Below are 24,448 nucleotides of genomic sequence, written 5' to 3' on the forward strand. Positions count from 1 at the left end.
CTTCGCCCCGGCTTTGCGCCAGCGGCGCGAGGATGAGCGAGGATCGACCCGGCACCAGCCTGAGCGGGCGCATCGCAGACGCGGCGCGGGCGCGGATCGACGCACGGCGTGCGCCGCCGGTCGCGGTCGAGGTGCAGGAACCGCGCGAGGCGGGGCAGGGCGGCGACTGGCGTGTCGCCGCAGCGCTCGCCGGGATCATCGCGCTGGGGCCGATCCTGACGGTGGCGGCGGCGAGTTGGGCAGGCGCGTCTGCGAGGGGCGATGCGGCGGCGCTGCGCGAGAAGCTGGCGCCGCGGATTGCGGCCGAGCGGCAGGCGGCGGCGGATCGCGAGACGCTGGTGGCGCTGGTGCGGCGACCGGGGGCGGGCGTCACGCTCGACGCTCTGGCGCGGGCGATCCCGCCCGAATCGTCGCTGGTCCGGGTCGAGCGCAATGCTGCCGGACGTCTGGAGGTCGAGGTAGCTGCGGCCGATCCCGACCGGTTGCGCGAGGCGCTGAGGCGCGAGCCGGTGCTGGCCGGGCTGCGCGACGCCGGACAGCGCCAGTCGGACCAGGGCATGATCGTCTCGTTGAAGGAGCGGGGCGAATGAAGGACTCGCCGATCGCCTGGGGCGTGGGCGGCGGGCTGGCGCTGCTGCTGGCGCTGGCGCCCTCGGTCGGGACTGCGCTGGGCAGGCTCGGCGCGGCGCGTGAGGAGAGGGCGACGTTGAGCGCTGCACTGGCGGCACCGCCCGCGGCGCGTGGGCCGCTGGTCGCCAAGGGACTGGCACTGAGTGATCCGCAGGCGCTGGTGGCGCAGATCCGCGAGCGCGCGCGCAGCGGTGGTGTGCTGGTCGAGGAAGCGGTGCCGGTACAGGGGGTCGGCGCGCTGATCACGATCCGGCTCAGGATCTCGGGTCCGGAAAAGGCGGTGATCGCGCTGGCCGATGCGCTGGAGCGCGAGGCGCCGCTGGTGCGGATGCGCAGCTGGCGGCTCGCGGCGATCGAAGGCGGGGTGCGGCTGAGCGGCGACGCCGTAGCGGTGAAGCCGTGATCGCGCGGAACGAGCGGATCGCGCTGGCGGTCGCGGGACTGTTCGCGGTGGCGATGCCGCTTGCGCTGGTGGTGCCAGGCGATCGACAGGCGGAGGCGCCGCGGCGGCAGTCCACTGCGCCGATCGCCGCGCCGCCCGCGCCGGCGCTGTCCTCCGCCTATGAGCGGACGCTGTTCGCCGCGCCGGCAGGGCTGGCGACGGAGAGTGCACCACAGGATGCGCCCGCGCTGGTCGGGATCGTCGGGCGGCTGGACCAGGACGCGGTCGCGCTGGTGAAGACTGTCGAGGGAAGCACTCGCACGCTGGCGGTGGGTGCCAGCGTCGACGGGTGGAAGCTGGAAAGCCTGTCGATCGACGCGGGCTATTTCACCCGCGGCGCCCAGCGGGTGCGTGTGCCGCTGCCCACCGCGGACGGAGCCGCGGCGGCAAGCGACGAAGAATCGCCGCCCGCTCAGTAGATCCCGTCGATCTCCACCGTCAGGCGCGGCGCCTGGGGCTTCAGCAACAGGCTGGTGTTGCGGCCATTGTCGAGTTCGTCGGCGCGCAGCCGGGCATATTTGCTCGCCGTTACCGACTCCGCATCCAGGCTGTCGCGCAGGATGGTCGGGCGCAGGAAGATGAAGAGCGTGCGCTTGGAACGCGACTCGCGGCGGCTCTTGAACAATTCGCCGACGATCGGGATGTCGCCGATGATCGGCACCTGGCGCCGCGCCTCGAGATAATCGTCCGCGACCAGGCCGCCCAGCACGATCGTCTGGCCATTGTCGGCCAGCACCGTCGTGGTGATGGTGCGGGTGTTGGTGATCAGGTCTGACGCCTGCACCGTCAGGCCGGTGGCGATGGTCGAGGCTTCCTGACTGACCTCGAGCCGGACGGTGTCGCCGGCGTTGATCCGCGGAATGATGCGCAGCGTGATGCCGACATCCTGGCGCTCGATCGTCGTATAGGGGGTCGCCGAGTTGCTGTTGGTCAGGATCGATCCGGTGACGAACGGGACATTCTGGCCGACGACGATCTCCGCCGCTTCATTGTCCAGCACCGTCACCTGAGGCACCGACAGAAGGTTCGACTTGCTCGAGGTGCCCAGCGCCTGAACCAGCACGCCGAAATCGTCGGTGATGTTGATGTTCGCGGTCAGCCCCTCGCCGAGCACCCGGCCGGCGGGCACGCCCAGCGCGGTCAGGATCGTCCCGAGCGAGGAGCCGGCGGTCGAGAATGAGGTGCCGCCCCCGCTGCGCAGACCGAGCTGTGCGCCGCCGAAGCCCAGTTGCACGCCCAATTGCTCGCCAGTGTCGCCGGTGATCTCGGCGATCGCCGCCTCGATCACCACCTGCGGCCGGCGCACGTCGAGATCGGTGATCAGCGGCTCGATCGATGCGATCACCGCCGGCGTACCGCGCACGACGATCGCGTTGAGCTCGGGCGCCGGCTGGATGGTGACGTCGGGAGTCGAGAAACCCTGCGCCGGGGTCGTTCCGCTGCCCGAGGTGGAGCTGCTATTACCGCCCGCCAGGCCCTGCGACTGGCCGCCCAACGTGCTGCCCAGGCCGCTGTTGCCGCCCAGCGCATTGGCGGTCATCGCCGCGGTGGCGGCGTTGGTGTTGGCATTGTTGGTCGCGAGCGAATTGAGCGGCGACGTGTTGCGCCGGCCGAGCTGGTTGAGGCGGCTGCCGCCCTGCTGGCGCAGCGACCGCGCGACGGGATTGGACGCTTCGCCTTCCTGCCCGAGAATGCCGCGCAGCACCTCGGTCACCGATTCGGAATCGGCATAGTTCAGGCGGAACATGCGGGTGATCGGCGTCGCGCCGCCCGGCTGGTCGAGCGATGCGGCGATGCGGCGGGCCTCGGAGACGACCGCGGGCATGCCGCGCACGATCACCGTGTTGCTGCGCACGTCGGATGCGACGCGCACGCCGTCGCCCAGCACGGTCGTCAGCGTCTGCGCCACATCGGGGGCGTTGCCGTTGCGCAGCGCGATGCTGGCGAAGCTGGATCCGCTGCCGCTGTCCAGTTGCCGCGCGATCGATTCGATGCGGCGGACATTGTCGGCATAGTCGGTGACGACGATCGCGTTCGGATTGGTCAGCGGCTCGACGCTGCCAAAGGTCGCGACCAGCGGGCGCACGACGCGCGCGACTTCCGCCGAGGGCACGTTGCTGAGCCGCACCATGCGCGTCACCAGCGCCTGTCCCGATGCGCCGCGCGACGGGACGCCGCCCTCACGGACGGCATTGGCCGCGGGCACGATGCGCCACGCCCGGCCCGATCGCACCGCCGCGAAGCCGTTGGCGCGCAGTACCGACTGGAACAGCTCCCAAACCCCGGTGGGCGACAGCGGCGTGGCCGAGGTGACGGTGACCGGGCCCTTCACGGCAGGATCGAGGATCAGCGTGCGGCCGGTGATGCGCGACACCTGGTCGGCGACATCGGCGATCTCGACGCCGCGCATGTTGATGACGACATCGGCATCCTGCGGGGCTGGGGCGGGCGCCTGCACCGCCTGGGCGGCGGCCGCGGTAGCGTCGAGCGCCAGCGAGGCGAGCCCGATCAGGGCGAAGGTCGAACGAATCGCAGTCACGGATGCTCTCTTTACTTCAGCGGCACGGTCAGCGTCATCGGCTTCCCGTCGCGCATGACCTGGATGGTGGCGGAGCCGCTGCCCTGTGCGGCGGTAAAGGCGGCGCCGGCCGCCGAAGGATCGCTGAGCGGCGTGCCGTTGACCGACATCAACACATCGCCCGCCTTGAGCCCCGGCAGCGCGGCGTTGCCGACGCGGTAGCCGCCGTCGACCGGGGTCGCGTTGAACCGCTGCATGATCGCTGCGGTCGACGGCGCGGCGGGGGCGCCCCCGCGCGGCGGACCGTCGAGCAGATTGGGTGCGCGATTGGTCGGGGGCGGCGGCTGTGTGCCGGTGACCGAGGGTGGCGGGCCGCCTGGCAGGCTGGGGTTGGCGCCTTCGGCGGGCGGCGGTGCGTTGGGGTCGGGAAAGGCGAGATATTCGGTCTGGCCGGCGTTGGACAGGATCACGCGGTCGCGCAGGATCGCCTGGATCGTCCCGCCGCCGACATTGTCGCCGATATGGAAGGGCGCCGCAGGCGCTCCGCTGACGATGATATAGGCGGTCGAAAGCTCGGCAGGCTGCGCGGCGACCACGCCCTGCAGGATCAGCGGCAGTGCGGTCGGCCGCGTCGCGTCGCTGACCGCCACCTTGCCGAAGGGGGAGAGCGCCAGCACCGGCGCGATGTCCGGGGACGCGCCGGGTGCGGTCCGGCCCGACGGGACCATGATCGCGCCAGTCCCGGCATGGCCGGCCAGCCGCCAGGTCAGCCCGGCAAGCGCCCAGGCGACCGAAATCACCATCCCGGCGGTCAGCAGGTTGAGTGCGGTGCGCGTCTGGCGAGGGGTCAGGCTGGGCAGGATCATCCGCGCCTTCCGTCCACGAAGCCGTCCAGCGTTGCAAGCGCTGCTTTCTCCTGACCCTGGAACACGCGGATGCGGATCTTGTTGATCTCGGCATCGTCGGTCCGGGTGCGCTCGACATCGACGCGCCATTGCTGGCCCAGCATGTCGACCGGCTGGGCCTCGCCGCCCGTCGCCATGCCCAGTTCGATCTCGGCCAGGCGGTTCTCGGCGACCCACATGGCGATCGTCCGCCGTTCCAGCCCGCGGGTCGAATCGATATGCGATTCGACCGCGCGCATCAGCCCGACCGATGCGATCGCCAGCACCGCGAGCGCGACCATCGCCTCGATCAGCGAGAAGCCGTCATCCTCGCTCATTTCTCTGGCTGCCCCTGGATCACGCCCGCGGTCATCCCGTCATAGGTCACGACCCAATTCTGTCGCCCGCTCTGGATGCTGGCGGTCATCGGTTCGCCGGCGCCATCGGCCCCAAGGATCACCGGCGGCTTCACGCTGACGGTCATCACCATGCCGGCGGGCAGTTGATGAAAAGCGAGGGCCTTGTCCGGGCTGATCACCGTCTTCCCGTCGCTGCCGATCGTGGCGAAGCCATAGCCGTCGTCGGTCACGGTGAACGCCATCATCCGGTCGCCCAGCATCGCATCGTCCGACGCCGACTGAAGCACGGTCGCGAGCCGGCGTGCCTCGCTCTCGACCGTCGGCGCGCGGGTCGCGCTGCCGATGCCGAGCACGACCGCGCCGGCCGAAACGCCGATGATGACCAGCACGATCATCATCTCGATCAGCGTCAGCCCGGTTTCCCCGGGCGCTATGGCATGTCCCCCCCGCACAGGCCCTATTGGCCAGTGCCGCTGATGTCGGCGTCGACGCCTTCGCCGCCCGGCTTGCCGTCCTTGCCCAGCGAGACGATCGTGAAGCCGCCATTCTCGTTGCGATAGACATAGTCGCGGCCCCAGGGATCCTTGGGCGGCTCTGGCACATATTGGCGCCAGGCGGGCGGCGCCGGCGAGGGCTGCACCGCGAGCGCCTTCAATCCCTGTTCGGTGGTGGGATAGTCGCCATTGTCCAGACGGTACATCGCCAGCGCGCTGGAGATCGTCTTGATGTCCGCCTTGGCGGTCGTGACGCGTGCCTCATCCGGGCGACCCATCACATTGACCGTGACCAGGCCGGCGACGACCGCGATGATGACCAGCACGATCATCATCTCGATCAGCGTCAGGCCGGCTTCGGATTGCGGCACCGGCTTGCGGTTATTGTCGCGTGATGTCACGCTGTCCTTGAACTGTCGTAATTCTATGCGCATCGCGATCCCATGCGTTCTGTCCATGAAAGCAATGTTACAGTCGAACCGCATGCCGACCGGCGTGCTGAGGGCGTGTGGACGCTCGCCGGCAGCGGTCCGATCATAAACGACCCTGACGGCCCCGCAACCTTGCTGGTGCCGACGGAGCAGGTGCTGCTGCTTGCGGTCGACCTGCCGCTGTCCAACCGCGCGAAGCGGATGGAGGCGCTGCCCTTCGCGATCGAGGACCGGATCGCCGACCCGATCGATTCGGTGCATCTCGCGATCGGCGAGGAGGTCGCGCCGAAACGCTATCTGGTCGCGGTCGTCCGGCACGATGTGATGGCGGGCTGGGTCCTGGCCGCTGAGGACGCCGGACTGGCGCATGCCGCGATGGTGCCCGACGCGCTGACGCTGCCCAGGCCCGAGGGCGATGCCGGCTGGACGGTCGAGCTGTGGAAGCATCGCGCGCTGGTCCGCGCCGCCGACGGCGCCGGCTTCGCCTGTGACGAGGTGATGCTGGAGCCTGCGTGGCAGGCGGCGGGCCGGCCCAATCTGCAATCCTATAACGATCGTCATCCGGGCGACCTGCCGGTCACCGGCACGGTCATCGACAGCATTCCGCTGGGCCAGCGGCTGCGCAAGCCCGCGATCGACCTGCGTCAGGGGCTCTATGCCCGGCGTGGGCGGCCGGTGTCGAATGCCTGGCGGCGCGCGGCATGGATCGTCGCGGCGGGTGCCGTGGCGCATGCCGGCATCGCGCTGGCCGACACGGTTGCGCTGCGGATGATTGCCGACCGCCGCGAGGCCGATACCCGCGCGCTGATCCAGCAGGTGGCGCCGGGCACTTCGCTGCAGGGCGATCTCGCGGTCAGCGTGGCCACGCTGCTGCCGACCGGGCCGGGACCGGCGCCGCAGAGCTTCATTCCGCTGGTGTCGCGCCTGTCGTCGGCGCTGGCGCCGCTGGGTGCGATCAATGCGCGCAGCATGCAATTCCAGTCGGAGACGCTGGTGATGGATATCGACGGCCAGCCGGGGCAGGCGGCGCGCGTGCGTGCCGCGCTCCAGAATGCCGGGATCAAGGCGACGGTGACCGAGGCGAGCGACGGATCGGTCCGCATCTCGGCGGCTGCGCTGTGATCGTCCGGATCATCCAGCGCAGCGGCATCGAGGCCGCGATCGCCCGTTTCGACGCCTGGTGGAGCGCCCGGTCGCGACGCGAGCGCGTGCTGTTCGCGAGCATGGCGACGCTGATCGGTGCGGTCGTGCTGTTCTACGGCATCCTGCTGCCGCTGCAGAATGCGCGGGCCAAGGCCTATGCCGATATCCGCACCTATGAGACGATCAATGCGCGCATCCGCGCCGCCGGAACGCTTGCCCCTCAGCGGCCGCAGCGCAGCGGCGGTGCCGCCGAAGTGGTGAACAGCTCCGCCGCCGCCATGTCGGTGCCGGTGCAGGTCTCGACCATTCCTGACGGTGTTCGGGCGACGATCGCCGATGCACCCTATGACGCGGTGATGTCGTGGCTCGCCGATCTGGGGGCGACCAGCCGGCTGCGCGTCAAGCGGGTCGAGATGAAGCGCCAGACCGGACCCGGCCGGATCAGCGCGGTCGTGGATTTCGCGCAATGATCGATGATGTCGCCGTCGCCAGCACGGTCCCGCTGCTGCCCTATAGCTATGCCCGTCGCCAGGGCGTGCTGCTGCGCCCGGAGGGAAGCGGTATTGCCTGTCTTCACCGGCCGGGTATCACGCTCGACGCGATGCTGGAGGTGAAGCGCGTGGCGCCTGCCGCCGCCTTCGTCCCGCTGAGCGATGCCGAATTCGATACCGCGCTCAGCACCGCCTATAGCGGAAGCGCCGGTGCCGCGGCCGAGCTCGACATGGGCGACATGGACCTCGCCGCGCTGGCCGATAGCGCCGCTGCGGTAGACGACCTGCTCGACAGCCGCGACGATTCGCCCGTCATCCGCCTGATCAACGCGCTGCTGCTCGAGGCGGTGAAGGAAGGCGCGTCGGACGTGCATATCGAGACGCAGGAAAAGCGCCTGGTGGTGCGGTTCCGCGTCGACGGCGTGCTGCGCGACATGCTGGAGCCGCAACGCGCGCTGGCGCCGCTGCTGGTCAGCCGCATCAAGGTGATGGCGAAGCTCGACATTGCCGAGAAGCGCGTGCCGCAGGACGGCCGCGTGACGCTGCGCATCGGCGGGCACGATGTCGATGCGCGCGTGTCGACCATCCCGACCCAGCATGGCGAGCGGGTGGTGATGCGTCTCCTCGAAAAGGGATCGCTGCGCCTCGACATGGAAGTGCTCGGCATGAGCGAGCGCGACCGCACCGTCTTCACCCGGCTGCTGGAACGGCCGCACGGCATGCTGCTGGTCACCGGGCCGACCGGTTCGGGCAAGACGACGACGCTCTACGCCGCGCTCAACCGGCTGAACGACCGGAAGCGCAACATCATGACGGTCGAGGATCCGATCGAGTATGAGCTGGCCGGCATCGGCCAGACCCAGGTCAATCCGCGCACCGACATGACCTTTGCGCGCGGGCTGCGGGCCATTCTGCGCCAGGACCCCGACGTCATCATGGTCGGCGAGATTCGCGACCAGGAAACCGCGCAGGTCGCGGTGCGATCGTCGATGACCGGCCATTTCGTGCTGTCCACGCTCCACACCAACAGCGCGGTGGGATCGGTCACCCGGCTGATCGACATGGGGGTCGAGCGCTATCTGCTGGCGCCGATGGTCGTCGGGCTGTGCGCGCAGCGGCTGGTGCGCCGGCTGTGCCCCAATTGCCGGACGCAGGATGTGGCGAGCGAGGGCGACGCCCTGCTGCTCGGCGACGCGATCCGCCCCGGCGAGACGCTGTGGCGCGCCAATGGCTGTGCCGAGTGCCACGGCGAGGGCTATCGCGGCCGCGCCGGCCTGTACGAAGTCGTCGCGGTCGATGATCGGTTCCAGAAGCTGATCCATGACGGCGCGTCCGAAGCCGATCTGGAGGCGCATGCCCGCCAGGAGAATCCGGCGCTGGTCGATGACGGCGTCGCCAAGGTGCGGGCGGGCGTGACCACGGTCGAGGAAGTCGCGCGCGTGGTGAGGGAAGAGGCGTAAATGCCTGCCTTCGCCTACAAGGCCGCGGACCGGACCGGTGCGGCGAAGAAGGGAATCATCGAGGCATCGTCGCCCGCCGCGGCGCGGGCGATGCTGCGCGAACAGGCGCTGCTGCCGCTGTCGGTCGAGCCGGCGGGCGAGCGCCGCGCGTCGCTGGGCCGCATCGGTCTGCCCAGTTTCAACCGCGGGATGAACGCCCGCGCGCTGGCGACGGTAACGCGGCAGATCTCGACTCTGGTCGGATCGGACATCTCGATCGAGGAAGCGCTGCGGCTGGTCGGCGCGCAGAGCGAGCAGCCGCAGGTCAGCTCGGTCCTGCTCGGCGTGCGCGGCGCGATCCTGGACGGGCGCAGCTTCGCCTCGGCGCTGGGCCAATATCCCAAGGCCTTTCCCGAATTCTACCGCGCGTCGGTGGCGGCAGGCGAATCCTCGGGCAAGCTGCCCGACGTGCTCTATCACCTGGCCGAGTTCGTCGAGAACCGGCAGGCGAACGGCCAGAAGCTGCAACTCGCCTTGCTGTACCCCGCGCTGCTGGCGCTGGTGTCGCTGGGCATGATGGTGCTGCTGATGGTCTATGTCGTGCCGGACATCGTGAAGGTGTTCGTCTCGCGCGGTGCCGAGCTGCCATTCCTGACCCGCGCGCTGATCGCGGTCAGCGGCTTCCTGCAGAATTTTGGACTCTACCTGCTGCTGGCCATCGCGTTGCTGCTGCTGGCGTTCGAGCGCTGGCGGCGGGTGCCGGCCAACACGCTGCGATTGCACAAGGGATTCATCGATCGCCGGCCGATCCGGCGGTTCAGCCGTCAGCTCAACGCCGCGCGCTTCGCGGGCAGCCTGGCTACGCTGGTCGGCAGCGCGGTGCCACTGGTCGAGGCGATCCACGCCGCGGCGGCGGTCACGCCCAACCACTGGGTGCGCGACCGCGCGCTCCATGTCGCACAGCGCGTGCGCGAAGGCGTCAGCCTGCGCGCGGCAATGACCGAGGCGGGGGTGTTTCCCAGCATGCTGATCGCGATCGTCGCGTCGGGTGAGAGTTCGGGCAAGCTGGCGCCGGCGCTGGGCCGCGCCGCCGGCGAACTGGAGCGCGAACTGGACGGTCTGGTCACCGCACTGGTCGCGCTGGTCGAGCCGCTGGTGCTGCTGGTGATGGGCGGGCTGGTGCTGCTGATGGTGCTGTCGATCCTGCTGCCGATCATCAACCTCAACAATCTGGTCGGCGTCTGACGCGCGGCGGGCGACCGCCGGTCAGAGCTTCATCCGCATCGGCGTACCCGGCGGCAGCGGCAGGAAGGGAAGCATCCGTGCGCCCTCGGGCGTCATGCTCAGCTCCAGATCGCCGGCCTCGCTCAGCGTTCCGCTCATCAGCGTCGTCATGCGCTGCGTGGCGGGGGCCAGCCGTATGCGGGTGACGTCGCCGACCTTTTCCGCGCTGAACAGCAGCGAGGGCACCTGCGCCCGGGCCGCCAGCCCGCGTGCGCCGCAGCTGCCCGGATCGGTCAGGATCCGCGCCTGGATCATCTGGTCGTCACCGCCCGTCACCGCGCGTGGCATGTCGACCTGCGCGGTCATGTCGCAGCTGAACGGCATGTTGGGCTTCAGCACCGAGAGCAGGCCGGCATTGGCCGATCCGCTGACCTTGTCGAACGTCGTGCTGCCCGGATGCGCGATCACGCGACCGCCCAGCTCGGTATCGGGGCCGGTCAGCTTCCAGTCGGCGGCAAAGCCGAGGCCGAGCAGCGAGCGCAGCGGCGACCAGCTCCACTGCGCGGTACTGCCGCCGGCAACCCCGACTTCGCCGTTCCAGATCGTGCCGGACACGCCCGATCGCCACGGCCGGTTCTTGAACACCGCGCTGGCCGGGATGGTCGCGACCATCGCGACGGCGTAAGCGGCTATGCCCAGGACGGCGAAGCGGATAATGTCGCGCCGAACAGTCTGACGTGCGATCGGAGTCGCGAGTGCCTCTTGAATCCCTGCATCGGCGGGACCTGCTGAACCTCCTGACATCGGGAGCGGTCGCATCGGCGGCATCGGTCGCATTTCCCTCTTTGGCCCTGGCAGCGGGCGAGAAGAAGGACAAGCGCCCCATCGCCCTGCTCGTTCCGCTCTCGGGTGAGCGGGCACGGCTGGGCACTAGCATGCGGGCCGCGGCATTGCTCGCGGAAAACAGCGCTTATGTGCAGGCGTTCGATACCCAGGGGACGGCTGCCGGAGCCGCCGCGGCGGCGACGCTGGCGCTGAAGAAGAACCCGGCAATGATCCTGGGCCCGTTGCTCGCCGAAGAGGTGCCTGCGGTCTCGGCGACGGTCGCCGGCCGGGTGCCGATCGTTGCATTCAGCAACGATAGCGTGCTGCGCGCGCCCGGTACCTATATCTTCGGCATCACCGCGGCGCAGGTGACCAGCGCGATCCTGCGCTATGCACGCTCGCGCGGCGTGCGCAGCGTGGTGGTGATCGACGACCATTCGCCCTGGTCGAGCGCGGCGGCGCTGGCTGCCAGCAAGCTGGAGGGCGAGCTGGCCATGACGATCCGGTCGATCGAGATCCAGGCGGGCCAGCCCTTGCCCGATGTCGGCGAGGCGCCCGATGGCGTGCTGCTGCCCGGCAATGGCGAGACGGTGGTGGCAGCGGCGCGCGCGCTGAAGGACAGCGGCGTCCAGCTGCTCGGTACGCTCCAGGGGCTCGACCATCGCCCGCAATCGCTCGCCGCGCTGGACGGGGCGTGGATCGCCAGCCCCGATCCCAAGGCATTCGGTACCTTCGCCAGCGAGTTCGCCGGCCGGGTCGGCGGCGATCCGGGCACGATCGCCGCGCTTGCCTATGATGCCGCCGGGATCGCCAATTCGCTGCGCAACTCGAACACGCTGACGCCCGCGGGCCTGCTCAGCGCGCAGGGCTTCCAGTGCGTGACCGGACCGGTCCGGTTCCGCACCGACGGCAGCGTCGCGCGCGACTTCGCGATCCTGCGCGCCCGTGCATCGGGCTATGAAACGGTGGCGGTGGAGCTCGGGCGCATGACCGACGATCCGCGTGGGCCCGGCGAGTCCGGGTTCACGCTCATCGAACTGATGATCTCGCTCGGCCTGTTCGCACTGATCGCGACGGCCGGGCTCGCGCTCGTCCAGGGCGTGCTGAACGTTCAGGGCCGGACCGAGGTGCGCCTCGACCGGCTGGCGGAGCTGCAGCGCACGATGTTCGTCATCACCAGCGACATCGACCAGATTTCGGCCGGCCAGGTCAGCGGCGAGGGCGGGCAGGTCAAGTTCAGCCGCGTCGCGCCCGGAACCGGCGGCCAGTCGGCGGAGGTGCTCTATGCGGTGAACGATGGCGCACTGGTCCGCGGCATCGGGCGGGCGCAGCAGCCTTTGCTGACCGGGGTCACCGCCGCACGCTGGCGCTTCTACGATGGCGGGCGCTGGGTCGATCGCTGGCCGGTGAACGAGGAAGAGACCAATCGCTGGCCCGGCGCGATCGAGGTCGAGCTGGAGGTGGGGCCGGGCAATCGCGGCGGGACCCAGGGCAAGTTGCGGCGCATCATCGTGCTGCCGACGCGGGGAGACGGCCAGTGAGCCGCGACGTGCCGCAGGACGAACAGGGCATGATCCTGATCAACGTGCTGATGTTCGTAGCGATCGCGGCGGGGATGGTCCTGCTGCTGATCACACGCGAGGAAGTCGCGCTGGACCGCGGACTGCGCGCACGAGAGGCGGCGCGGGCGCTGGCGGTGGCGCGCGGCGGCGAATTGTCGGCCATCGTCGGACTGCGCCGCGACCTGGAGAAATCGCCTGAGGCCGACTATCCCGCCGAACCCTGGGGCAAGCTGTCCGAAAGCGGCGCACCGATCGAGGGCGGCACCTTTGACCTGGCGATCTCCGATGCCGAGGGCCGATTCAACATCAATTCGGTGCGCAGCGGCGAGGCGGGATCGCTGATCCTTTTCCAGACGATCGCCGCGCGGGTGGGGGTTCCCGATCACCAGATCGACCTGCTGATTCAGCTCGTCCGGCTGCAGGGCCCGGTCACCGATCTGCGCCCGCTGCGCCTGCTCGACATCGAGCCGGCGGTGCGCGAGCGGCTGGAGCGGATACTGACCGCGCTGCCCGGCAAGACGACCGTGAACCTCAATTCCGCCGATCAGGAATTGCTGACCATCCTGTTCAACGACCCGCTGGTGGCGCAGCGGCTGGTCCAGCTGCGCGGTCGCAAGGGCTTCCTGACCGCCGCCGACCTGGTCGACCAGAAGGCGACGATCCCGTTCGGCACCTCGTTCCGCTCGACCACTTTCTGGGTTCGCACCCGCGTCCGCATCGGCGGCACGACCCAGCAGGTCGCGACGCTGATGAAGCGCGGCTTCGATCAGGAAGGCAAGGCGCAGGTGCTGCCGATCGAACGCTGGCGCAACGCCGCAGTGCCCCCCGACGCGCCGCCCTTCGTGGAGAAGAAGTAACCCGTTTCCTCCCCAGGAGCCTGCGGCTCCGGGGGAGGGGGACCGCCCCGCGCAGCGGGGTGGTGGAGGGGGCTGCCACGTCTGTTGTGGACCCCCTCCACCAGCCTGCTGCTGGTCCATCCGGGGGAGGAAAAGGGTTACTCCAGCAAACTCAGCTGCGGCTCCGCATCCCCCTCGCCGAAGCCCGACACCGTCACGCCCAGCAACCGCACTCCCAGCCGCAATGGGTACAGCGTGCGCAGAAGCGCCAGGCTCACCTCGTGCAGCGTCGCGCGGTCCTGCACCGGGGCGTTCAGCGTGCGGCTGCGCGTCACGATGCGGAAGTCGGAATAGCGCGCCTTGACCGTCACGGTGCGGCCGCGGCCGCCGGTGCGCTCGCACCACTCCCATACCGAATCCGCCTGGACCAGCAGGGGCGGCTCGACTGCCTCGGGCGTGGTCAGGTCGGTCGCGAAGGTTGTCTCCGAGCCCGAGGATTTGCGCGGGCGATCAGGCGTCACCTCGCGGTGATCCTCGCCGCGCGAAATGGCGTGATACCAGCGCCCCGCCTTGCCGAACTGCGCCTGGAGAAAGGCGATGTCCTTGTCGCGCAGGTCGGCACCGGTCTCGATCCCCAGCCGCTTCATCTTCTCGGTCGTGCGCGGGCCGATGCCGTGGAAGCGCGACACGGGCAGGGTGGCGACGAACCCCGGGCCGGTCGCGGGGGTGATGACGAACTGGCCGTCGGGCTTGTTCTGATCCGACGCCAGCTTCGCCAGGAACTTGTTGTACGAGATGCCGGCGGAAGCGGTCAGCCCGGTCGCCTCGAGGATACGCGCCCGGATCTCGCTGGCGGTCGCGGTCGCGGAGGGCAGGCCGCGCAGATTGGCGGTGACGTCGAGATACGCCTCGTCGAGCGACAGCGGCTCGACCAGCGGGGTGTAGCTGAGAAAGATCTCGCGGATCTGGCGCGAGACCGCGCGGTAGACGTCGAACCGGTGCGGCACGAAGATCAGGTCGGGACAGCGGCGCTGCGCGGTAACCGACGGCATCGCGGACCGCACGCCGTAGCGCCGCGCCTCATAGCTGGCCGCCGCCACCACCCCGCGCCCGCTGGCGCTGCCAACCGCCACTGGCTTGCCGCGCAACTCCGGAAAGTCGCGCTGTTCGACCGACGCGAAAAAGGCATCCATGTCGACATGGATGATCTTGCGGCTGTCCGCATAGGGCGAGGCTGGATCAGTCAATCGTGTTCGTCGTCGCTGGCGGAGCGCGCGGCATGAAGCCGCGAAGCGATCCCCGTCTGGTGGAACAAACCGCGAATTGGCGGCGCCGTCAAGGTCGATGAGGCGAGATCGCGGTGCGGCGGCGCGCCGGCACGCATCGCCGGGGCGGGACGTTATGCTGCTCGATCGGCCGCCACAGGAAAGGATCGCGATGTCGCTGCTGAAGAAGCTGTTCGGTGGGGGAGGTTCGGACCGGGTCCTTTCCCATGGTGACTATGTCCGCCGCTATGCCGACTATGTCAGCGGGCGCTTTCCCGGTATTCCGGTCGACGCTCAAGTCGGTGCCGACGCAGCGAACAGCCATGTCGCGTGGAAGACGCCGGGCGGCATCGAGGCGCGGCAGTATTTCGGCAATTATTACACACGCTTTGTTGGCGGCGAGCCGCTCGATCAGCTGATGTCGGAACAGATGGACGAGGCGCTCGCGCTCGACTCACCTGCGGAGGCGCCCGACCCGCGGCAGTTGCTCCCGGTCATCAAGCCGGTCGAGTGGGTCGACATCGCACGCCGCCAGATCGAGGGCGGCGGGCTCGACCCGGCCCGGGCAGCATTCATCATCCGCCCGCTCGTCGCCGACCTGGTCGTGGCCTATGCGCTCGACACCGACGCGATGATGCAATTCGTGACCTCCGACTTGCTGGAGGAACTGGGACTGGACGAAGCCAGGCTGCACGAGACCGCGCTGGCCAACTTGGCGAGAAAACTGCCCGAGATGGAGATCAAGGGGCATGACGGGCGATATGTCGTGCGGCTCGACCGGAATTACGATGCGTCGATGCTGCTGATCCTCGACCAGTGGCGCAACCGCGTGCCGATCGACGGGCCGATCCTGCTGGCCGTGCCGGCGCGCGACGAGGTGCTGATCGGCGACGCCGGCGACCCGGACATGGCGGAGTCACTGGCGGAAATCGCGCAGGAGATCGTCGCGCAGTCGCCTTATGCGCTGAGCAGCCAGGTGCTGCGCTGGAGCGACGGCCGGCTGACGGCCATCGGCGTGGACTGCGGCGGGCCGTCGGTCAGACCGTGAGGTGAAACCAGACCCCGTACAGCATCAGCGTGCCGCCGCCGAGCCACAGGCAGGCAACGAAGAGCGCCAGCTGACGGGGGTAGCGGATCAGGAAGCTCACCGGGAAACGATGGAGATTCCCGCTGTTATTCTGACGGTGAAAGGCGGTGACGGTCTCGATCATCCCGCGAAAGATCATGTGCGCGATCGTGACCAGCATCAGCACCTCGATCGCGAGCAACAGCCGGAACAGCGGCGTACCGAAATCGCCCGAAGGGTCTATCCTGGTGGCGGCCATCGCCAGGATGATCGCGACCGCGCCGACCGGCGCGCTGGCGGCAACGACGATCGCACGCTTCAGCAGCGTCCGCGGCGCGACCCTGTTTGGGACGACGAACAGCAACCAGCCGTTGATTGCGACCGACACGAGCCAGAACAGCACCCACACGGCTGAACCTCCCGCGTTGCCGAGCCGCTGTAATGCAGAAGGGCGGCGCGCCGTTCCATGGTCCCTGCGACGCCTCAGTCGCCCGGTGGCCCCTGATAGTCCGCGCCGTACACCGCCTCGCGAATGTCGTGGTGCAGCGTGCCGTCGAACGGGAAGCGCTGGACGAAGAACACCGCCGCCAGGTCGTTGGCCGGATCGACCCAGAACAGGGTCGACAGCGCGCCGTCCCAGAAGAACTCGCCGACCGCGCCGCGCGCCTCCTCGGCGCTTTTCGGCGGCGACACTCGGACCGCGAAGTCGAAGCCGAACCCGACCGCGCCCTTGTTGGGCAACCAGTAGCGCTCGGTGATGCGCGGATCGAGCTGGTCGGTGCTCATCAGCCTTACGGTCGAGGGCTTGAGGATGCGCGCGCCGTCCAGCGTGCCGTGGTTCAGCAGCATCCGGGCAAAGCGCATATAATCGTCGATCGACGCGACGATGCCGGCGCCGCCCATGGTGAGCCGGTGGCCGGCGAAATTGCCCGCCTTCACCCGTTCCTCGGGCAGGCGGACCAGCGCGCCGTCCTTGGTCTTTTCATAGCCGATCGCCAGCCGGCCGAACCGGTCAGCAGGCTGGGTCCACCCCGAATCCTTCATCCCCAGCGGCTCGAAGATATGCTGGCGGACATAGGCTTCCAGCGTCTGGCCCGAGAAGATCTCGACCAGCCGTCCCTGGATGTCGACCGACGCGCTGTACCGCCACTGCGTGCCCGGATCGAACGCCAGCGGCAGATCGGCGATGCGCTTCGTCAGCGTCGCGAGGTCGTTGTCGAGGTTTAGCGGATCGGCGGTGCGGAACAGCGCATCGACCGGATTGTCGTCGCTGCCATAGGTCAGGCCGCCGGTATGGCGCAGCAGGTCGCGAATCGTCATCGGACGCGTGGCGGGCCGATAGAGCGGCACGCCGGCCGCGTCCTTGCCCGCATAGACGCGCGCATCGGCGAATTCGGGAATGTAGCGCGACACGGGATCGTCCAGCCCGAACTTGCCCTGTTCCCACAGCTGCATCAGCGCCACGCCGGTCACCGGCTTGGTCATCGAGAAGATCTGGACCAAAGTATCGCGCGTCATCGGCCGGTTGGCCTCGCGATCGGCCAGGCCGGCAGCGCCAAAATAGCGCTCGCGCCCGCCCTGCCACACGAGCGCCGAGACCCCGACCGCGCGCTGGTCCTTCACCATCGCCGCCAGCGCCCGCTCTATACGCGCCTTGTCGATCTTCACCCGCTTGGCCGCAGTCGCCTGTGCGGTGGCCGGCACCGGCAACGCTGTCACTGGCACAAGCAACAGGGCGGCAAGCACAAGGCGTGGCTGAAGCATGAGAATCCCCTCCTGATTTTGCGCGAGCTTATCCCGTTGCCGACCGATGGGGAACGGCGCTCTTAGTCGTAATGATAGGGCGACCGCTTTGCCCAGATCGATCCCGGGTAGCGCTTGTGCAGCAGCTGGAAGGCGCGTTTGCTGAGATGATTATAGTCGCCACCCCAGCGTCCGATACGGATCAGCCAATAGAGTGCCTCGGGCGAACGCGGATCGGACGGGTTGGCCCGGGCCTGATCGAGCAGTTCATCCCACAGAACCACGGTGCCGGCTGGATATTGAGCCTGTTCATCCAGATAGCCGCCGTCCGCGAGGTAGCGGCTGCGTTCGATCGTTTCCCGCGGCTGTGCCTCGGCGACGAAGCGTGGGAGATGGATGGGGCGCCCACCCGCGCCGCATTTCCCGCGACACACCAGATCGTCTTCACCACCCTCGCTATAGCCTTCCATCGTGACGTCGTACCGCCCGGCAATGCTGTCGGCATTGTAGCTTCGTGCAGGTGGCCGCTCGGTCCCGGGGGGGTCCGCACCTGCCGGGAATATCATCCAGCGCGCCCAATAGCCCTTGAACTGCCGCACCGTCCCGCGGGGCCGATAATAGGTGGCGAGGTCCGGACGCAGCCCCGGCAATTTGGCCATGGCGAAAAGCTGCGCATAACGCTTGGCGGATCCGCGGCTTGTCACGACCCGCTGCCAGTCCGCACCGAGCTGAGGGAGCAGCCGAGCCAGATCACCCGCCATAAGCTCTGCGGTTCGGCCATCTCGAAGCGCCACCGCGCGCGCAAAATTGGTAAGCGCGACGTCCAATCGCAATTCGGCAGGCAGACTGGCATCACGTGCCACTTCGGCGCGCATGGCCAGCGGCATGCGGTCGATGATCGCCCGCGCATCCTCGCCGAACCCGACCGGGCCGGCCGCGCGGTGGCCAAGGGTGATGTCGCCATTGGGATCGTAGATCGAGGTGCAGGGGCGCGGATCGCTCTCGCGGCAATAGGGCTCACGTAGCGACGCTCGAATGAAATCGCGCAGGTCGACAGCCACCTGGGTGCGCAGGCCCATGAACAGGTTGCGATCTGTCCGTGTCAGGTCGCGACGCGCGAGGATCGAATCGATGCTGCTGCGCAGATCGCTGGGCTTCGCCGAGTCGATGGTCAGCCGGTGAAGATGATATTGTGCGGTCAGCCAAGCGGGATTTGTCGCCGGCACCCGCCGTGCATCGGTGATGATGCTGGCTGGGTGGGAAGTGTTGCCCGGGGTCAGCGCCAGCGCGGCCACCAGCCATGCCGTGTCCGAACTCTCCTTCCACCGCGTCGTTGCATGTTCGAGCGCGGACTCCGCCGGAGTTTCGTCCAGCGCGTCCACGACCCATGCCAGTCCGATGGCCGCGAGCCAGCCCTGCTCCGCAACCAGGGAGGCGCGATTTGGTGGATTGCCACGAATCGTGCTCATCCAGTCGGCCAGGTCGGGCAAGCTGACGCCTGGAGGCCGTAGCGTTACATAGTCGCGCAGCGCCATGTCGACATCGCCGGGAAGGGTGCGAACCGTCAGCTCTTGATCGAGCTGACGCTGCAGCTCGGCTGGATGTTGCCGATAGTCGAGTGCGCGAAGGATCGAGCGCGCGGCCACCCGGCCGAACACATCTCCAGGCGCATCGATTACCGCCTGGGCAGAGGCGCGAGCCGCAGCGAAGCGGCTGGCACTAGGGGCCTCGATCGCAGCGTTGAACTGCGCGCGTGCGACCAGATACTGGCCATAGGGTTGCCACGGAGAGGCGGGGTCCTGCGCAATCGCGCGAAAGCGCTGCGCGGCGTCGTCGAGGCGGCGACTGTACAGCGCGAGCGCAGCCTGCTGATAGTCACGGTCCTTGCGCAGCCATTCGGGTGCGTCAGCCGGAAGGGGCGGAAGCGAATGGGCGGACCCGTCGCACGAGGCGAATACCAAGTCCTGCGACGCGACCCAGGCGCGCACCGCCGGCGAGCCGCCGCCATGGCGCCGAACCCGATCCGTCAGCGTGGCGGTAGCCGTGTCGAATGCGTCCCCCAGGCATATCGGCTGATAGACATAGTCCTCCGTCACCCGCCCTAGGCGGAGGTAGCTGTCGATTTCGGGACTGCCGGCTACCAACTGCCGCGCCTTCAGCCAGCCTTCGACGCCTCGGCGCTCTTCGCCATAGGCCTCCATCGTGCAGCATCGCTTGGCCAGCTTCGCTCCTGCGCTCGATCCGACCGGAAGTCCGTGCAGCAACCGCCAGTTCGCGAACAACATCCCGTCGGTTCCGGCGACCAGGACCACGCCCGCACGCCCCGCGAAGAAACGCTTAATCTCCGCAGGCGTCCCGCCGCGCTCGTCGACATAGGTCGGCCCGGCGATCGGATCGCCCGACCCGAGCGCGGGTTCGGCGAGCAGCAGCGCCGCCAACAAGACCGTAGATCCAAGGGCTATGCCGCGCCAGGCCGACTTCATCTTATAGTCCCTTGTACCAATAGGGCGACTTCGCGGCCCAGCCGGATCCGGGATAGCGCTGATGCAGCAAGTCGAAGGCGCGCTTGCCCAGCAGATCGTGATCGCCGCCCCAGCGCGCGATGCGGATCAACCTGTACAGCGCCTCGGGAGATCGCGGATCGCGGGGATTGGCGCGAGCATGATCGAGCAGCTCTTCCCAAAGGAAGCTCGCATTTGCTGGGTAGTCCTTCCCGTAATCGGGACGCGGCAGAATGGTCCTGGCATATTCGCGCTCGGCCTGGGGCACCGCCCGGGCAAGAAACTGGGGGAGGTGAAGCGGAAACCCGCCCGCGCCGCATTTGCCCCGGCAGATATAATCGGGCTCATCCCCGACGCGCCAAATCCCATCCGCGTTATATTGGTAATGCTCGGGGTAGGACGCCTTCACACGCGAGGCGGGAGCCGGGACGGCCCAAGCTTGCCAATAGCCATAGTAGCCCATCGGGGCAGTGCGCTGGTACGTGGCCAGATCGGCCGTCAGTCCAGGCAGGCGGGACATCGTCACCAGTTCCGCAAATCGCTTTGCCGAGCCGGAGGGCGTGCCACCGATACGCCGCCAGTCGGCACGCATTTCCGGCATCAGGCCGGCCATGTCCTTCGCCAACTGGTCGACGATCCGGTCGTCGCGCAGTGCCACGGCGCGACCGAAACTGGTCAGGGCGATATCGAGGCGCAGCGGTGCCGGCAGGCCGGGATGGCGAGCGAGGCCGGCACGCATCGCTAGCGGCATCCGGTCGATAAGTGCGCGAGCGTCTTCGCCCAGCCCGACAAACCCCTGATCGGTTCGCGCCAGGGATGAGTCATTTTCCGGATACCCGTCCTCGACGCAGGTGTCGGGCTTCGTCGATGTGCATATCGGGTGGCGGACGGCGAAGCGCACGAAGTCGTCCAGCGAACTTGCGACCTGCGCCCGAATGCCGAGGAACAGGTTCCGGTCCGTCCGGCTCAGGTTTCGCCGCGCCAGGATCGGATCGATGCGCGCTCTGATCCTTGCCGGGTCGGCGGTCGAGATCGTCAATCTGGCGATGTGATATTGCGCGGTGAGCCAACCCGGGTGACCCTCGCGGATCGCCTCCCCGTCCGCGACCAGCGAAGCGGCTGTGGGGTCCGTGGCGGGAGCCATGGCAAGTGCCGCGAGCAGCCATGCGACATCACCGCTTTCCGTAAAGCGGCTACGCGCGCGTGCCACAGCTTCGGCGCGCGTCGGCTCCTGCGTGGCGATCAACAGCCATCCCAGGTCGAGCGTTTCCGCCCAACGCGCCTTGGCCGCTTCGACGTCGGGCCAGCCAAACTCGTCGTTCAGCGTCATCGCCCAGTCGGCGAAGGGAGGCGGCGAGGCGTTGTCTCTCGCTGTTCGCATGTAATCGGCAAGGGCGACCGGGGCGTCCGACGGGAGGCTGGGCGCGTTCAGCTCCCGCTCGACCGTGGCGAGCAAGGACAGGGGACGTTGCCGGAAATCGATCGCCCGCCGGATTCCGCGCGCGTCATCCTTGCCGAAAAGATCGTCCTTCGACGACAGCACGGCATTCACCGCAACGGACACGCGGTCATAATGTACCTTGTCGGGATTCTGCAGGGCATCGCGATAGAGAGAGCGAGCGGCGAGATAGAGGCCATAGCGACGCCAGGGAGAGTGACGGTCCCTGGCGATGGTGGCGAACTGATCCGCTGCCTGTGGATAGCGGCCGGAATAGAAATCGAGCGCCGCCTGCTGATAGGCACGGTCTTTTCTCAACCACGCGGGCGCATTCGCCGCCAGTTCAGGCAACTCGACGGTGGTGCCATCGCATGCCTGGAACACGGCATCCTGAGCCGCAAGCCAGGCACGGACCCATGGCGAGGCGGGTCCATAGGCCGCGATGCGTCGCTCGAGCGCCGACGTTGCGGTATCGAACGCGCTGCGGAAACAGGCCAATTGCCACTGGTAATAATCGACCCAGACCTGCCGCTCAGGATTGATCCGGTTCGGTGCATCACCGGCCACCCGACTTCTCACCGCCAGCCATCTTTCGATCCCGGCATCGGGCGTCCCATAGGGCTCCCAATCGCAGCAACTGCTGGTCAGGCGTACGCCGTTCCCGACGCCCACCGGAAGACCATGAAGAAGTCGCCAGTTGATCAGCAGCATGCCGTCCGAGGCGGAGGCGAGCAGCACGCCCATCTGCCCATCGAAGAGACGCTTTCGCTCCGCCTCGCTGCCGCCCGTGTGGTCGATGAAGGTCGGCGTGGGTGCGGGGCCACCCGACCCAAGCGCAGGCGCCGCCGGCACCAAGGCCGCCGCCGCAATTGCCACACGCCACCGACGCCACGCCGTCATCGCCACGCCTCCACGGTCTGCCGTGCCCTGTCGAGATCCGCCGGGGTCCAGCTGCCGGGATTGAAGAGATAGACTCGCCGGCCTGGCGGTGCCCTGACGATAGGCGTGTCGGTGGAAATCGCCAATGCGGTGCGGCAGCGCGGATTGCGGAAATCTTCCCCGTTTTCGAGGCTTTTCAACAGATATTTGCCACGCGGTCCCATGCGGAACAGCATCGGCACGATTTCGTCGACCGGCGCGTCCTTCAACCAGGTCTCGTGATCGCACCATGAGGCGATCGCGGTCATCGACAGGAAGGTGCCGGCGGGCAGGGAGCGGCGCAGGTCGGACAGGGTGTCGAGCAGCACAGGGCGTTCGGACTCGCGCACTTCGAAGTCGAGCTGCACGCGCGATCCGGGGATCAGCGTGGCATGATCGACGATCGCCGCGACCAGCCGCCGGCGCAGCTCGGGCGACCAGACCAGCGGGCGCTCATGGTCGATCTGGACATGGACGGTCACGGTGGAGGGCGGGCGATCGACCTTCAGCGGGAAGCGCCGGCCGCGCACGAACAGCGTCGTTCCGCGCAGTTCGATAAAGCCATGCTGCACCGCGACCTCGACCGATGGATTGGCGAATCGCAGATCCTCCGGGCGCTCCCAGGCCCAGGCGATCAAGTGCGACGCGGGCGGCGCCCGACGGCATCCAGCGAGGGAGAGAATCGCGATGAGGAGAAGAAGCAGCGGCCGCACGGGATGTTCATCCCGCTTGGCTGCCAGCATTTCAAGAAAATGGTCGGGAAGAGAGGATTCGAACCTCCGGCCCCTGCCTCCCGAAGACAGTGCTCTACCAGGCTGAGCTACTCCCCGACGGAGTATCGGTCCCTTTCAGCGGCCCTTCGGAGGGGCGGGATCGATGCTGGAGGCGCGCCTATAACGAGGCCTGACGTGTCGCGCAAGCGGTTCGGATCAGCTTTCTCGCGCGGCAAGCAATGCCTCGATGCTGGTGAATTTCTCGCGCGGCGCTCCGCTGCGGGCGGCGGCGTTCTCGGCAGCCTCGATCTTCTGCCAGTCGCGGAAGGTCACGATCTGGACACCGCGCTCGCCAAGCAGCGAATCGAGTCCGGGGCGACCGGCCTTGCCCGACCCATCGGCAAGGTCCGCGGCGATCTTCTCGACCACCGCGAACCCGTCGGGGCGATTCGTGCCGATCGTGCCTGTCGGCCCGCGCCGGGCCCAGCCCACGGCATAGAGGCCCGGCAGGATGCGGCCCTCGTCATTGGCGAAGCGGCCGGCGGCCTCGTCATAGGGAATGCCCTCGATCGGCGGGGTGCGATAGCCGATGCAGCTGACCACCAGGCTGGCGGGAATCGCATAGGTTTCGCCGGTACCCGCGGCATGGCCGGTCTCGTCCAGCGCGGTGCGTTCGACGATGACCCGCTCGGCGCGGCCGTCGCCCTCGATCGCGATCGGCATGGCGAAGAAATCGAACACGATGCGGAACGGCTTGTCCGACGCGCGCGGTGCCGCGGCGAACTCGCGCAGGTGGGACAGCGACTTGCGATGGCTGATGTCGAGCGGAGCATCCGATTCGACCGGGGGCAGGTCGGCGGGGTCGAGGATCGGCTGCGCGCGGGCGAGATGGCCGAGTTCGCCCAGCTCCTTGGGCGTCATCGCGATCTGGTGCGGACCGCGCCGGCCGAGCAAGGTGACCGTGTCGAGCTTCGACTGGGCAAGCTCGGCCAGGGCATAGCCGACGATATCGGATCCCTCGAACTCGGCGGGGGTCTTGGCGAGGATACGGGCGACGTCGATCGCGACGTTGCCGTTGCCGATCACCACCGCGCCGGTGCCCTCCAGCGCGGGCGCCAGGCCGGCGAAATCGGGATGGCCGTTATACCAGCCGACGAACGCCGCCGATCCGACGACGCCCGGCAGGTCTGCACCGGGAATCTCGAGCGGCCGGTCGAGCGGCGCGCCGGTCGCCAGCACCACCGCGTCATACAGGTCGCGTAGCTCGTCGATGGTGATGTCGCGGCCGACCGCGACATTGCCGACGAAGCGGACATTGTCGGTCAGCGCGGTCGTCTCGTACCGGCGTGACACGCCCTTGATCGACTGGTGATCCGGCGCCACGCCGGTCCGGATCAGGCCGTAAGGCACTGGCAGCTTGTCGATGATGTCGACCCGCACCGAGTCGCCAAATTCGCGCTGGCACGCCTCGGCGGTGTAATAGCCCGCCGGTCCCGATCCGATTATCGCGATGTGACGCATGGCTG

General features: G+C 68.4%; 23 protein-coding genes and 1 tRNA gene. 10 read left to right on the plus strand and 14 right to left on the minus strand.

Annotated elements, in window-relative coordinates; all coding sequences use genetic code 11:
* Positions 1-32 precede the first annotated feature (32 nt).
* The 3 genes from ACZ1H8_RS17295 to ACZ1H8_RS17305 are packed head-to-tail and all read left to right on the plus strand — an operon-like array spanning position 33 to position 1,491.
* Positions 33-590 (plus strand): hypothetical protein, encoded by a 558-nt coding sequence (locus tag ACZ1H8_RS17295; RefSeq protein ID WP_465178456.1) that lies wholly within the window; start codon positions 33-35, stop codon positions 588-590.
* Positions 587-1,033, plus strand: a complete 447-nt coding sequence (locus ACZ1H8_RS17300; protein WP_465178457.1) for a hypothetical protein — start codon at positions 587-589, stop codon at positions 1,031-1,033. Before ACZ1H8_RS17295 ends, ACZ1H8_RS17300 begins: the two co-directional genes overlap by 4 nt.
* Positions 1,030-1,491 carry a hypothetical protein gene (locus ACZ1H8_RS17305; protein ID WP_465178458.1) on the plus strand — a complete coding sequence of 154 codons (462 nt, stop codon included), beginning with the start codon at positions 1,030-1,032 and terminating at the stop codon, positions 1,489-1,491. Before ACZ1H8_RS17300 ends, ACZ1H8_RS17305 begins: the two co-directional genes overlap by 4 nt.
* Here the strand turns inward: ACZ1H8_RS17305 and gspD are convergent.
* The 5 genes from gspD to gspG are packed head-to-tail and all read right to left on the minus strand — an operon-like array spanning position 1,485 to position 5,761.
* Complete coding sequence (gene gspD / locus ACZ1H8_RS17310; protein WP_465178459.1) at positions 1,485-3,611, minus strand: type II secretion system secretin GspD; 2,127 nt, start codon at positions 3,609-3,611, stop codon at positions 1,485-1,487. The genes ACZ1H8_RS17305 and gspD overlap by 7 nt on opposite strands.
* Positions 3,612-3,622: 11 nt before the next feature.
* A complete protein-coding gene (locus tag ACZ1H8_RS17315) occupies positions 3,623-4,456 on the minus strand; it encodes a type II secretion system protein N (RefSeq protein WP_465178460.1) in 834 nt (277 codons plus the stop codon).
* Positions 4,453-4,812 carry a type II secretion system minor pseudopilin GspI gene (gspI, locus tag ACZ1H8_RS17320; protein WP_465178461.1) on the minus strand — a complete coding sequence of 120 codons (360 nt, stop codon included), beginning with the start codon at positions 4,810-4,812 and terminating at the stop codon, positions 4,453-4,455. The genes ACZ1H8_RS17315 and gspI overlap by 4 nt, the downstream gene beginning before the upstream one ends.
* The gene (locus ACZ1H8_RS17325; protein ID WP_465178462.1) at positions 4,809-5,285 is read right to left on the minus strand and encodes a GspH/FimT family pseudopilin; all 477 of its coding nucleotides are present in this window, start codon (positions 5,283-5,285) and stop codon (positions 4,809-4,811) included. The genes gspI and ACZ1H8_RS17325 overlap by 4 nt, the downstream gene beginning before the upstream one ends.
* 5 nt (positions 5,286-5,290) lie before the next feature.
* Positions 5,291-5,761, minus strand: a complete 471-nt coding sequence (gene gspG, locus ACZ1H8_RS17330; protein ID WP_465178463.1) for a type II secretion system major pseudopilin GspG — start codon at positions 5,759-5,761, stop codon at positions 5,291-5,293.
* Between the two features lie 9 nt (positions 5,762-5,770).
* Here gspG and gspL point away from each other — a divergent pair, with 9 nt between their 5' ends.
* The 4 genes from gspL to ACZ1H8_RS17350 are packed head-to-tail and all read left to right on the plus strand — an operon-like array spanning position 5,771 to position 10,076.
* On the plus strand, positions 5,771-6,880 hold the full coding sequence (gspL, locus tag ACZ1H8_RS17335; protein WP_465178464.1) for a type II secretion system protein GspL: 1,110 nt from the start codon (positions 5,771-5,773) through the stop codon (positions 6,878-6,880).
* Positions 6,877-7,371, plus strand: a complete 495-nt coding sequence (gene gspM / locus ACZ1H8_RS17340; protein WP_465178465.1) for a type II secretion system protein GspM — start codon at positions 6,877-6,879, stop codon at positions 7,369-7,371. Before gspL ends, gspM begins: the two co-directional genes overlap by 4 nt.
* Positions 7,368-8,852 (plus strand): type II secretion system ATPase GspE, encoded by a 1,485-nt coding sequence (gspE, locus tag ACZ1H8_RS17345; RefSeq protein ID WP_465178466.1) that lies wholly within the window; start codon positions 7,368-7,370, stop codon positions 8,850-8,852. The genes gspM and gspE overlap by 4 nt, the downstream gene beginning before the upstream one ends.
* Complete coding sequence (locus tag ACZ1H8_RS17350) at positions 8,853-10,076, plus strand: type II secretion system F family protein (RefSeq protein WP_465178467.1); 1,224 nt, start codon at positions 8,853-8,855, stop codon at positions 10,074-10,076.
* Between the two features lie 21 nt (positions 10,077-10,097).
* On the opposite strand, the gene ACZ1H8_RS17355 is transcribed toward ACZ1H8_RS17350, so the two are convergent.
* Positions 10,098-10,727 carry a hypothetical protein gene (locus ACZ1H8_RS17355; RefSeq protein ID WP_465178468.1) on the minus strand — a complete coding sequence of 210 codons (630 nt, stop codon included), beginning with the start codon at positions 10,725-10,727 and terminating at the stop codon, positions 10,098-10,100.
* A gap of 83 nt (positions 10,728-10,810) precedes the next feature.
* Here ACZ1H8_RS17355 and ACZ1H8_RS17360 point away from each other — a divergent pair, with 83 nt between their 5' ends.
* Both ACZ1H8_RS17360 and ACZ1H8_RS17365 read left to right on the plus strand, forming a co-directional pair.
* Positions 10,811-12,421, plus strand: coding sequence for an ABC transporter substrate-binding protein (locus ACZ1H8_RS17360; protein WP_465178469.1), 1,611 nt, complete (start codon positions 10,811-10,813; stop codon positions 12,419-12,421).
* Positions 12,418-13,299 carry a type II secretion system minor pseudopilin gene (locus tag ACZ1H8_RS17365; RefSeq protein ID WP_465178470.1) on the plus strand — a complete coding sequence of 294 codons (882 nt, stop codon included), beginning with the start codon at positions 12,418-12,420 and terminating at the stop codon, positions 13,297-13,299. Before ACZ1H8_RS17360 ends, ACZ1H8_RS17365 begins: the two co-directional genes overlap by 4 nt.
* A gap of 137 nt (positions 13,300-13,436) precedes the next feature.
* On the opposite strand, the gene dinB is transcribed toward ACZ1H8_RS17365, so the two are convergent.
* Positions 13,437-14,471 carry a DNA polymerase IV gene (gene dinB, locus ACZ1H8_RS17370; protein ID WP_465181414.1) on the minus strand — a complete coding sequence of 345 codons (1,035 nt, stop codon included), beginning with the start codon at positions 14,469-14,471 and terminating at the stop codon, positions 13,437-13,439.
* Positions 14,472-14,715: 244 nt separating this feature from the next.
* On the opposite strand from dinB, the gene ACZ1H8_RS17375 reads away from it, so the two are divergent.
* Complete coding sequence (locus ACZ1H8_RS17375; RefSeq protein ID WP_465178471.1) at positions 14,716-15,591, plus strand: DUF1444 family protein; 876 nt, start codon at positions 14,716-14,718, stop codon at positions 15,589-15,591.
* Here ACZ1H8_RS17375 and ACZ1H8_RS17380 read toward each other — a convergent pair.
* From ACZ1H8_RS17380 to ACZ1H8_RS17410, 7 genes are all read right to left on the minus strand, one after another.
* Positions 15,581-16,018, minus strand: coding sequence for a hypothetical protein (locus ACZ1H8_RS17380; RefSeq protein WP_465178472.1), 438 nt, complete (start codon positions 16,016-16,018; stop codon positions 15,581-15,583). The genes ACZ1H8_RS17375 and ACZ1H8_RS17380 overlap by 11 nt on opposite strands.
* Positions 16,019-16,092: 74 nt before the next feature.
* Positions 16,093-17,373, minus strand: a complete 1,281-nt coding sequence (locus ACZ1H8_RS17385) for a serine hydrolase domain-containing protein (protein ID WP_465178473.1) — start codon at positions 17,371-17,373, stop codon at positions 16,093-16,095.
* A 62-nt stretch (positions 17,374-17,435) separates the two neighbouring features.
* Positions 17,436-19,793 carry a hypothetical protein gene (locus ACZ1H8_RS17390; RefSeq protein ID WP_465178474.1) on the minus strand — a complete coding sequence of 786 codons (2,358 nt, stop codon included), beginning with the start codon at positions 19,791-19,793 and terminating at the stop codon, positions 17,436-17,438.
* A 43-nt stretch (positions 19,794-19,836) separates the two neighbouring features.
* Positions 19,837-22,191 carry a hypothetical protein gene (locus ACZ1H8_RS17395; protein ID WP_465178475.1) on the minus strand — a complete coding sequence of 785 codons (2,355 nt, stop codon included), beginning with the start codon at positions 22,189-22,191 and terminating at the stop codon, positions 19,837-19,839.
* A complete protein-coding gene (locus ACZ1H8_RS17400; RefSeq protein WP_465178476.1) occupies positions 22,188-22,847 on the minus strand; it encodes a hypothetical protein in 660 nt (219 codons plus the stop codon). The genes ACZ1H8_RS17395 and ACZ1H8_RS17400 overlap by 4 nt, the downstream gene beginning before the upstream one ends.
* Before the next feature lie 115 nt (positions 22,848-22,962).
* A tRNA-Pro gene (locus tag ACZ1H8_RS17405) sits at positions 22,963-23,039 on the minus strand.
* Positions 23,040-23,138: 99 nt separating this feature from the next.
* Positions 23,139-24,443: an FAD-dependent oxidoreductase gene (locus ACZ1H8_RS17410; RefSeq protein WP_465178477.1), complete on the minus strand. Its 1,305-nt coding sequence runs from the start codon at positions 24,441-24,443 to the stop codon at positions 23,139-23,141.
* Positions 24,444-24,448: the final 5 nt, after the last annotated feature.

It is taken from the genome of Sphingomonas sp. BL-S-25, from assembly GCF_055521555.1.

Excerpts from the sequence above, each read along its gene's own strand:
- ACZ1H8_RS17300 (WP_465178457.1), top strand. The coding sequence starts at position 587 with ATGAAGGACTCGCCGATCGCCTGGGGCGTGGGCGGCGGGCTGGCGCTG.
- ACZ1H8_RS17350 (WP_465178467.1), top strand. The coding sequence starts at position 8,853 with ATGCCTGCCTTCGCCTACAAGGCCGCGGACCGGACCGGTGCGGCGAAG.
- ACZ1H8_RS17375 (WP_465178471.1), top strand. The coding sequence starts at position 14,716 with ATGTCGCTGCTGAAGAAGCTGTTCGGTGGGGGAGGTTCGGACCGGGTC.
- ACZ1H8_RS17410 (WP_465178477.1), bottom strand. The coding sequence starts at position 24,443 with ATGCGTCACATCGCGATAATCGGATCGGGACCGGCGGGCTATTACACC.
- ACZ1H8_RS17295 (WP_465178456.1), top strand. The coding sequence starts at position 33 with ATGAGCGAGGATCGACCCGGCACCAGCCTGAGCGGGCGCATCGCAGAC.
- ACZ1H8_RS17385 (WP_465178473.1), bottom strand. The coding sequence starts at position 17,373 with ATGCTTCAGCCACGCCTTGTGCTTGCCGCCCTGTTGCTTGTGCCAGTG.
- gspI (WP_465178461.1), bottom strand. The coding sequence starts at position 4,812 with ATGAGCGAGGATGACGGCTTCTCGCTGATCGAGGCGATGGTCGCGCTC.
- ACZ1H8_RS17355 (WP_465178468.1), bottom strand. The coding sequence starts at position 10,727 with ATGGTCGCGACCATCCCGGCCAGCGCGGTGTTCAAGAACCGGCCGTGG.
- gspG (WP_465178463.1), bottom strand. The coding sequence starts at position 5,761 with ATGCGCATAGAATTACGACAGTTCAAGGACAGCGTGACATCACGCGAC.
- ACZ1H8_RS17315 (WP_465178460.1), bottom strand. The coding sequence starts at position 4,456 with ATGATCCTGCCCAGCCTGACCCCTCGCCAGACGCGCACCGCACTCAAC.
- ACZ1H8_RS17395 (WP_465178475.1), bottom strand. The coding sequence starts at position 22,191 with ATGACGGCGTGGCGTCGGTGGCGTGTGGCAATTGCGGCGGCGGCCTTG.
- gspE (WP_465178466.1), top strand. The coding sequence starts at position 7,368 with ATGATCGATGATGTCGCCGTCGCCAGCACGGTCCCGCTGCTGCCCTAT.
- gspL (WP_465178464.1), top strand. The coding sequence starts at position 5,771 with ATGCGTTCTGTCCATGAAAGCAATGTTACAGTCGAACCGCATGCCGAC.
- dinB (WP_465181414.1), bottom strand. The coding sequence starts at position 14,471 with ATGGATGCCTTTTTCGCGTCGGTCGAACAGCGCGACTTTCCGGAGTTG.